Raw genomic sequence first — 7,821 nt, 5'->3', positions numbered from 1 at the left:
TTGAAAGATTATTTAGCCCAATTATTTGGAGAAAGAGGCTAAGCAGATGATTGATTTAAAAAGGAATCTTTTCAAAATTGATGTCCGGGCACAAAAGGATGAAGAGAAAGTTTTCATGCGTACGGCGTGTTTCCCTACCCCTTCAGACTTGACAGAGAGCCCCTTTAGCATAACAATAGAAGATGAGAGAGTACGTTAGAATTGTTCTAGTGCTCTTTTTTTGTGTTTGATAGTGGCGTGGCTGCTAGTGGGGGTACTGTTTATTGGCGCAATCGTCAATAGGTTAAGATTAATGTGGAAGTAAGTTGGTTTCACAAAAGTAAGCGCTTACTATAAAATGGAGTTAGGTTAAGAAAAGGAGTAAGAATGAATCATCGTCAGATTGGTGTGCTAAGACTGTTGCTTCGCTCACGAGACTACCAAAGCGGTCAGGTTTTAGCAGATCGTTTTGAAGTGTCGGTAAAAACGATTTACAGTGATTTACTGGTTTTGCAAGAGTTTTTGACGCCCTATGATCTTGTCTTGAAAAAAGTTCCTAGGCATGGGGTTTGTATTCTTGGGGCAGACAGTCTGAAGGAATCCCTTTGTCAGGCTTTGGACCATCAGGTTCAAGCGACGGATAAGGACCATTCATTTTGGGAGCGTGAGGATGTTTACCTTAAATCTCTCTTTTTACTTGGGCATTCCCTCTCGATTTTAGATCTTTCGTTGGACTTATTTGTCAGTGAGACCTCTATTCGACGTGACCTTGAAAAGCTTGATATGCAGCTAGCAGATTATAACTGTCAGTTGATTAGGTACAATGGTTTCGTTTCTTTGGAAGGTGATGAGCTAGCCTGCCGTCATTTTTTCCGTAATCGGCTCATTGAGAAATATGCAGAGCAACTAAACAGTCATCAATCTGACGGTCTGTTAGCTTTCTTTTTTGACCAAGAAAACGTTGAAGGCATCATCAAGGCAGTGCAGGAAGCATCTGATTTATATGCTTATACGATTTCAGAACAGTACCAGATTTACCTTATCTTGGATTTGTTAATTGCGACAAGAAGATATCAGCAGGGCTATTTGTTAAGGTCTCAGCCCTTACCAATTGGTCAAGATATGGCCTTGTTTGGCGTTTACCCTTTTGCTGGTGATTTGCTCTGCTATTCTCTCAATCGACCTGTGGATACATTATTACCGGAAGAAGTAAAGCAACTATCTTTAACGATTTTATCGGTGGGTTATGAGAGTTTTCCTTCGGAAAATCAGCAGTTTGTGCAATTGACTAAGCAACTGATTGAAAGAGTGGGACAGTTATCTGGCCTTGATTTGAGTCATGATACAGATTTGGTCAAGATGATTAGCAACCATTTGAGACCCATGATTTACCGCCTGAAAAATGGGATCAATATTGCCAATCAAACCACAGAAGAGATTAAAAAACGTTACTCGATTTTATTTCATGTGGTTTGGTTAGCCTCGAAAGTGTTGTCTGATCAGTACCAGTTAGAATTGTTGGATGCTGAAATTGCCTTTTTAACCATTTATTTTGAGATAGCGGTTGAAAAGTTAGAAAAACCACTAACAATTGTCATTGTTTGTCCTCATGGTTTGGCAACGTCAGAATTAATCATTAGTTCCTTGAGGCGATTGATTTCGCACTATGATCATCTGGTGACGGTCGATTTATCTGAATTGGACTCATCAGTGGCCAGGCAAGCAGACATCTTAATCAGCTCTATTCAGCTAAAAGAATTTCCACTGCCTTATGTCTTGGTTAGTCCTGTTCTAACCAATGAAGAGTTGGATAATATCCAAAAGCTCTATTTAGATTTGACCAAGGGTAATCGCAAGGTATTGTCTATCGTTCATGATGATTACGATGCCAAACAAGCCCTACTAAAGGATTTGATTAAACACGAGGTTTATTTACATCAAGCGCTGACAAGTCAAGGAGACTGTTTACGTTTTTTAGCGCAGCATGCTTTTTCTGAAAATCGTGACAATTCTGGTTACCTCACGTCTATTCTCCAGAGAGAAAAGATGGGCAGCACCAGTGTTTATACTGGAATTGCTCTGCCACATGCAAATCCAGAAATGGTGGGACGTTCGCAACTCTCGTTGCTAACCTTGAAAGAGCCAGTGATTTGGGGCAAGAATCGTGTCAAGGTGGTCATGTTGATTTCCATTAAAGAAGGTGAAGAGGAGTTATATAAAGAGGCTCTGGTGCACCTTTATAGCAAAATTGATAATGAAGCCTTCATTGACAGTTTATCTCAGACGGCAGATGAAAAAGCATTTATCGAATTATTACTAAAGAAAGAAGAGGACTAAGATGCAAGAAGAAGTGGTTTGTCTTCAAGTAGACAACATTAAGAATGCTGAGCAAGCTCTCGATTATCTGGGCAATCAATTGGTCGCGATAGGAGCGGTCAAAGACAGTTATGTCAAAGCGGTGATAGATAGGGAAGCTATTTTCCCGACAGGCCTTCAGTTTGAGGGTTATGGGGTGGCTATTCCGCATACGGATAGTGAGCATGTGAATCATACTCAGCTTGCCCTCATGACTTTGACTGAGCCAGTAAGTTTTACTCAGATGGCTACTAATAACCAGCCTGTCTCTGTTCGGTTAATCATCATGTTAGCCATCAAAGACCCGCATGAGCAGGTCGATATGTTACAAAAGCTAATTGCGCTATTGCAAAATCCTGATGTGGTGCATGACCTATTGGCTTATGGACCAGATCAAAAAGAAAGTGTTTTACAGTTACTGTCACGTCATCATATCATATAGGAGGTTATTATGTTTGACTTGTTGCAACATTTTATTGACTTAGGCGCCATTGTGGTCTTGCCTATCTTGATTTTTATCTTCGGGATGCTCTTGGGGACCCCAGCACGCAAGGCTTTTAATGCTGGTTTAACCGTCGGGATTGGATTTGTTGGCTTGAATCTGGTTGTCGAGTTATTGTCGGGAAGTTTGGGAAAAGCAGCGCAAGCTATGGTAGAACGTTTTGGCTTGCAATTAACCACTCTAGATGTTGGATGGCCGGCAGCCGCCGCCATTTCTTATGGAACGCTTCTAGGAAGCTTAGCTATTCCTATTGGAATTGCCATCGATATCTTCTTGCTGTTCATCGGGTGGACGAAAACATTAATGGTTGACATGTGGAATTTTTGGCACGCAGCCTTTGTGGCTTCGCTTGTTTACGCGGTGACACAACATTTTGCCTTAGGACTTTACGCTATGTTGGCCTACCAAGTGATGATTTATCTGCTGGCAGATATTATTGCACCGGCGATTAAGAAATTCTATGGTTTTCCTAACATCACGTTTCCTCATGGAACGTCAGCACCAGGATTTTTAGTAGCTATCCCTTTAAATTGGCTTTTTGATCGCATTCCCGGTTTTAACAAAATTGAAGCGGATCCCGAAAGTATTCAAAAGAAATTTGGTATTTTTGGAGAAAGTACCGTTATGGGGCTAATCATTGGGATTGTAATCGGTATTTTAGCTGGCTATGATGTTCAAGGCATCTTGCAATTGGGTGTTAAGACAGCAGCAGTCATGCTTCTCATGCCGCGCATGGTTTCTATTTTAATGGAAGGTTTAGCTCCTATTTCGGAAGCGGCAAACAGTTTTGTGCAAAAACGCTTCCCAGGACGCGAGGTTAATATCGGTATGGATTCCGCTCTTTCAGTAGGTCATCCAGCTGTTTTATCAAGTTCTTTATTGCTTGTGCCTATTACGATTTTACTAGCTGTTATCTTACCAGGAAATACGACTTTGCCATTTGGAGATTTAGCAACTATTCCTTTTGTGGTCTGTCTGATGGCAGCTGTCTTTAGAGGAAATATTGTTCGGACGGTAATAGGCGGTGCGATTTACATGGTGTCAATCTTATACATCACCTCTTGGGCGGCCCCACTTGTAACAGCTTCGGCTAAGGCTGCCAAATTCAATTTGGATGGTCATTCAAGTATCACAGCTATGGCAGAAGGTGGCCTATGGCCAACAGGCCTCTTCATTTTTGCGGCCAATCATCTCCCTTGGTTGGTGATTACGCTAGTCTTAGTCGTCTCATTAGCAGGCCTCTTCTATGTCAATAAAGGGTCAAATTCGAAAAGTGAGGTAATCAAATGAAAAAATTATTAGTCATGTGTGGTTCAGGAATTGCCACATCAACAGTTGTTATGGGAAAAGTCAAAGCTTGGGTTGCTGAGAATGATTACACTGATAGAGTCCAACTGTTCCAATCAAAAATCGCTGAAGAAATCAATCATATTGATGATTATGACGTGGTTATTTCCACAACCGTTGTTCCAGATAGCGTGAAAGACAAGGTCATTATGGGATTGCCGCTACTAACAGGAATTGGAACAGATCAGCTATGGGAAGAGGTTAAAAAAGAAATCGAGGCTTAAAATGAAAGCAGATATGTCTCAGGTATTGCAAGCAGCAAAAGCATGCCATTATGCTGTGCCTGCTATGAACTATATTGATTTTGCTAGTGCCAAAGCCTATGCCAGTGTGAGTGAGAAGCGCAAGCTCCCCTTGATTTTAGCTTTTGCCCAGTCTCACAGCCAGTGGTTATCCTTGGAAGAGGCAGCGCTCATTGGCCGTTATTTCCAACAAACCTTATCAACTCCAGTAGTTCTTCATTTGGACCACGGACAAGACAGCGCTTTTATTAAAAAAGCCATTGACTTAGGGTTTAATTCGGTCATGATAGATGCTTCATTGGATAGCTTTGATGATAATGTCAAAAAGACCAGAGAGATTGTTGATTATGCCAGAGCGCGTGGTATTGCCGTTGAAGCTGAAATAGGCTTTGTGGGTGCCAATGCTAATCAGGAAAACCATCGGGTGACAGACTCGATTTATACCAGCTTAGAAGATGCCAAACTTTTTTACGAACAAACACTGGTTGATGCCTTGGCGATCTCAATCGGAACGGCACACGGTATTTATCAAGGACAGCCCAAGCTCAACTTTGAGCGCTTGACAGAAATTGCAGCAGCTTTGCCCATTCCTTTAGTCTTACACGGGGGGTCATCATCAGGTGATGACAATTTAGCTAGATGTGCTCGAGAGGGTATCGCCAAAATTAATATTTTTTCAGATATGATTGCAGCTGCCTACCAACATCGACTTGACTCAAAGATTACTGATTATCCGAGTTTGATGTCTACCATGCAAGTTGCCATGGAAAAAGTTCTAGACCATTACTATGATGTTTTTGGAACAACAAGAGGAGGTAGTTAATGAAAGCAAACCTTAATCGTCATTTCTTTGTTTTTAATCCCAAGTCCTACCTATATGGGGAACAGCTTTACCAATTAGCAGAGTTGGCCGATAGCCTAGTCACTGATGACATCAGTATCTTTATGACAGCGCCTTACGCCGAATTAGCAGAGCTTAGCAAACGCACTAAGCATATCATTGTAACTGCTCAACACATGGATGGCATATCGCCTGGCCGTGGTATGGGGAAGGTTTTGCCAGAATCCTTAGTGGTAAATGGGGTCAGAGCAGTTTTTTTAAACCATGCCGAAAATCCGATGACCTTGACAGAGTTAGTTCAAGCCCTTGAAAGGGCTAAGGCTTTGGAATTAATAACGATTGTTTGTGCAGATTCTGTTGCAGAAGCCAGAGCCACTGCCGTCTTAAGCCCAGATATTATTTTATGCGAACCCACCGCGCTTATTGGCACTGGCCAAACCAGCGATTTATCCTATGTTCAAGAGACCAATGCTGCCGTCAAAGCTATCAATCCAGATATTTTGATGATGCAGGCTGCAGGAGTAAGTCAAGCCGATGATGTTTACCAAGTGATCAAGGCAGGTGCAGATGGCACAGGCTGTACTAGTGGTATCGTGAAAGCAACATCACCCAAACAAATGTTTCAGGACATGATAGCAGCCTTACAAAAGGCTCTCTAAAAGGAGTTCCAATGACAGTTTATCAAAAAGAATTTTCAGTGGAGACAGTGGCTAAACGCGATAGTTATCATGACATCTCGGAAGTAGTCAGACAAGTCATTGCAGCTAGTTCTATTAAAACAGGAATTTGTGTGGTGACTACCCCACATACGACTTGTTCTGTTTTCTTTGAAGAATATACTCATGATAAAGATGCTGAGGGAGATGACTTTCTCAATTTAGATTTATCAGAGCAATTAGAAAGAATTATTCCAAGACATCTTGCTAAAGAGTCTTACCATTATCCAGGGCCAGCTCACTACCAAGCTGTTTTGGCTTGGGAAAACCCTGAGGATTGGTTACCAAATGGTGATAAAAGAGCTCTTTGGAATGCTGATGCCCACCTTAAAGCAAGTTTATTAGGATCTAGTCAAACCATTGCTGTTACCTCAGGCAAATGGAATGTGGGAAAAACGGGTTACCTTTACTTGGTTGATTTTGACAGAACAAGAGAGCGTAAGCGCCACTATCACATCACGGTTATAGGGGACTAGAAGTACGAAATACATTATCTCAGGGTTAAAATGCTTAGGGTAGACCTGCCTTAAGCATTTTTAGACCGCTAGAGTTTAAAGAGCGTGCTATAATAAATAGAAAAGAAGGGGAATAATATAGGGAAAAATTATGAAAATTCTAGTAGCCATAGATTCTTTTTAAAGGTTTCGAAACTTCAGCTGAACTCGATGCTAGAGTCGCTCAAGCCCTATTCACCTTGCGTGCCTAACAGAAAGGTAATATCATGTATCAGTTAATTGCTTTTGATATGGATGGAACTCTATTAACAAACGAACAAACAATCTCAACAGTCAGTCTAAAAGCTATTAACCAGGCTATCCAGGCAAAAAAACAAGTGGTGTTAGCTACCGGACGTCCACTCTCAGAAATAAAGCCCTACCGTCAAGACTTAGCTTCCTTACAATATGCTATTTTAGAAAGTGGAGCAGTGATTTATGATTTGCAAGAAGAAAGAATGATTTATCAGGTAAGTTTACCGCCAATTTTTTTGCAACAGTTACTCCAGAGTACAGAAGGATTAGATGTGATGGTAGTTGTGATGTCAGAAAGCCAAGGCTATATCCAAGAAAGTCACTTTCTTTCCATTGAAAACTATTATATGGATCAATATCAAAAGTTGTATCAAGCAACTGCCGTTTTTGTAGATGATATCCATTCACTCTTAGCTGACAAAAAAGAAAAAATTGAAAAGGTCAACCTTTATTTTAAAACAGTAAAAGCAAGAGACCACTATCTTGAAGCTATGGATTATCTTCAAGTGGCAGCAATTAAAGCAGAAAAAACCGGTATTGAAATCACAGCAAGGGGTGTCAATAAGGGTCAAGCTTTAACATTTCTAGTAAACTACCTTCAGTTGGAAATCGAACAGACCATTGCAGTAGGAGATGGTGATAATGATCGTAAAATGATATCCGAAGCAGGTTTAGGCATTGCGATGGGAAATGCAAACAGAACCATAAAGGCTTTAGCCAAAGCTGAAGTAGCTAGTAATGATAAGGATGGTTGTGCACAGGCTATCTATCAATTTTTATTAAAATAAATGCAATATTAAAACCTCAAAAAGCTGTTGACATCAGGAGGATAAATATCGTATACTAATAAAGCTGTCGGCTGAGCAGACGTTGGCGACTGAAGTATTCGAAAAAAAGAGTAAAAAAGTTGTTGACAAAGTTAGTAAAAGTTGATAGAATAAAATAGTTGTCTCGAAAGAGGACAAGACCTTTGAGAACTGAATAAGACGAACCAAATGTGAGGGTGATATGGAGACATATTACCCGTCAAAAACGAGAAATAAATCTGTCAGCGACAGAAAGAACGAGTAAGTTCAAACAGATCTTAATG

The 7,821-nt window shown here is 40.7% G+C and carries 8 protein-coding genes; all 8 read left to right on the top strand.

Going from position 1 to position 7,821, the window contains the following annotated elements; all coding sequences use genetic code 11:
- Nucleotides 1-366 precede the first annotated feature (366 nt).
- Nucleotides 367-2,316: a BglG family transcription antiterminator gene (locus ACYTR8_RS09755; RefSeq protein WP_479642086.1), complete on the top strand. Its 1,950-nt coding sequence runs from the start codon at nt 367-369 to the stop codon at nt 2,314-2,316.
- Nucleotide 2,317: 1 nt separating this feature from the next.
- Entirely contained in the window at nt 2,318-2,776 is a 459-nt protein-coding gene (locus ACYTR8_RS09750; protein WP_111715081.1) for a PTS sugar transporter subunit IIA, read from the top strand.
- A gap of 9 nt (nt 2,777-2,785) precedes the next feature.
- Nucleotides 2,786-4,126, top strand: a complete 1,341-nt coding sequence (locus tag ACYTR8_RS09745; protein WP_479642085.1) for a PTS galactitol transporter subunit IIC — start codon at nt 2,786-2,788, stop codon at nt 4,124-4,126.
- Nucleotides 4,123-4,407 carry a PTS sugar transporter subunit IIB gene (locus tag ACYTR8_RS09740; protein WP_269760943.1) on the top strand — a complete coding sequence of 95 codons (285 nt, stop codon included), beginning with the start codon at nt 4,123-4,125 and terminating at the stop codon, nt 4,405-4,407. Before ACYTR8_RS09745 ends, ACYTR8_RS09740 begins: the two co-directional genes overlap by 4 nt.
- Nucleotide 4,408: 1 nt before the next feature.
- Nucleotides 4,409-5,248 carry a class II fructose-bisphosphate aldolase gene (locus ACYTR8_RS09735; RefSeq protein ID WP_479642084.1) on the top strand — a complete coding sequence of 280 codons (840 nt, stop codon included), beginning with the start codon at nt 4,409-4,411 and terminating at the stop codon, nt 5,246-5,248.
- Nucleotides 5,248-5,925, top strand: coding sequence for a triose-phosphate isomerase (locus ACYTR8_RS09730; protein ID WP_443597871.1), 678 nt, complete (start codon nt 5,248-5,250; stop codon nt 5,923-5,925). The genes ACYTR8_RS09735 and ACYTR8_RS09730 overlap by 1 nt, the downstream gene beginning before the upstream one ends.
- Before the next feature lie 11 nt (nt 5,926-5,936).
- Nucleotides 5,937-6,458 carry a YjbQ family protein gene (locus tag ACYTR8_RS09725; RefSeq protein WP_269760944.1) on the top strand — a complete coding sequence of 174 codons (522 nt, stop codon included), beginning with the start codon at nt 5,937-5,939 and terminating at the stop codon, nt 6,456-6,458.
- 245 nt (nt 6,459-6,703) lie between these two features.
- The gene (locus ACYTR8_RS09720) at nt 6,704-7,519 is read left to right on the top strand and encodes a Cof-type HAD-IIB family hydrolase (protein ID WP_269760945.1); all 816 of its coding nucleotides are present in this window, start codon (nt 6,704-6,706) and stop codon (nt 7,517-7,519) included.
- Nucleotides 7,520-7,821 lie beyond the last annotated feature (302 nt).

Source organism: Streptococcus sp. F2, assembly GCF_056500955.1.
This window is presented reverse-complemented; position numbering and strand designations above follow the sequence as displayed.

Coding starts and splice junctions, on each gene's coding strand:
- ACYTR8_RS09755 (WP_479642086.1), top strand. CDS start 367: ATGAATCATCGTCAGATTGGTGTGCTAAGACTGTTGCTTCGCTCACGA.
- ACYTR8_RS09750 (WP_111715081.1), top strand. CDS start 2,318: ATGCAAGAAGAAGTGGTTTGTCTTCAAGTAGACAACATTAAGAATGCT.
- ACYTR8_RS09745 (WP_479642085.1), top strand. CDS start 2,786: ATGTTTGACTTGTTGCAACATTTTATTGACTTAGGCGCCATTGTGGTC.
- ACYTR8_RS09740 (WP_269760943.1), top strand. CDS start 4,123: ATGAAAAAATTATTAGTCATGTGTGGTTCAGGAATTGCCACATCAACA.
- ACYTR8_RS09735 (WP_479642084.1), top strand. CDS start 4,409: ATGAAAGCAGATATGTCTCAGGTATTGCAAGCAGCAAAAGCATGCCAT.
- ACYTR8_RS09730 (WP_443597871.1), top strand. CDS start 5,248: ATGAAAGCAAACCTTAATCGTCATTTCTTTGTTTTTAATCCCAAGTCC.
- ACYTR8_RS09725 (WP_269760944.1), top strand. CDS start 5,937: ATGACAGTTTATCAAAAAGAATTTTCAGTGGAGACAGTGGCTAAACGC.
- ACYTR8_RS09720 (WP_269760945.1), top strand. CDS start 6,704: ATGTATCAGTTAATTGCTTTTGATATGGATGGAACTCTATTAACAAAC.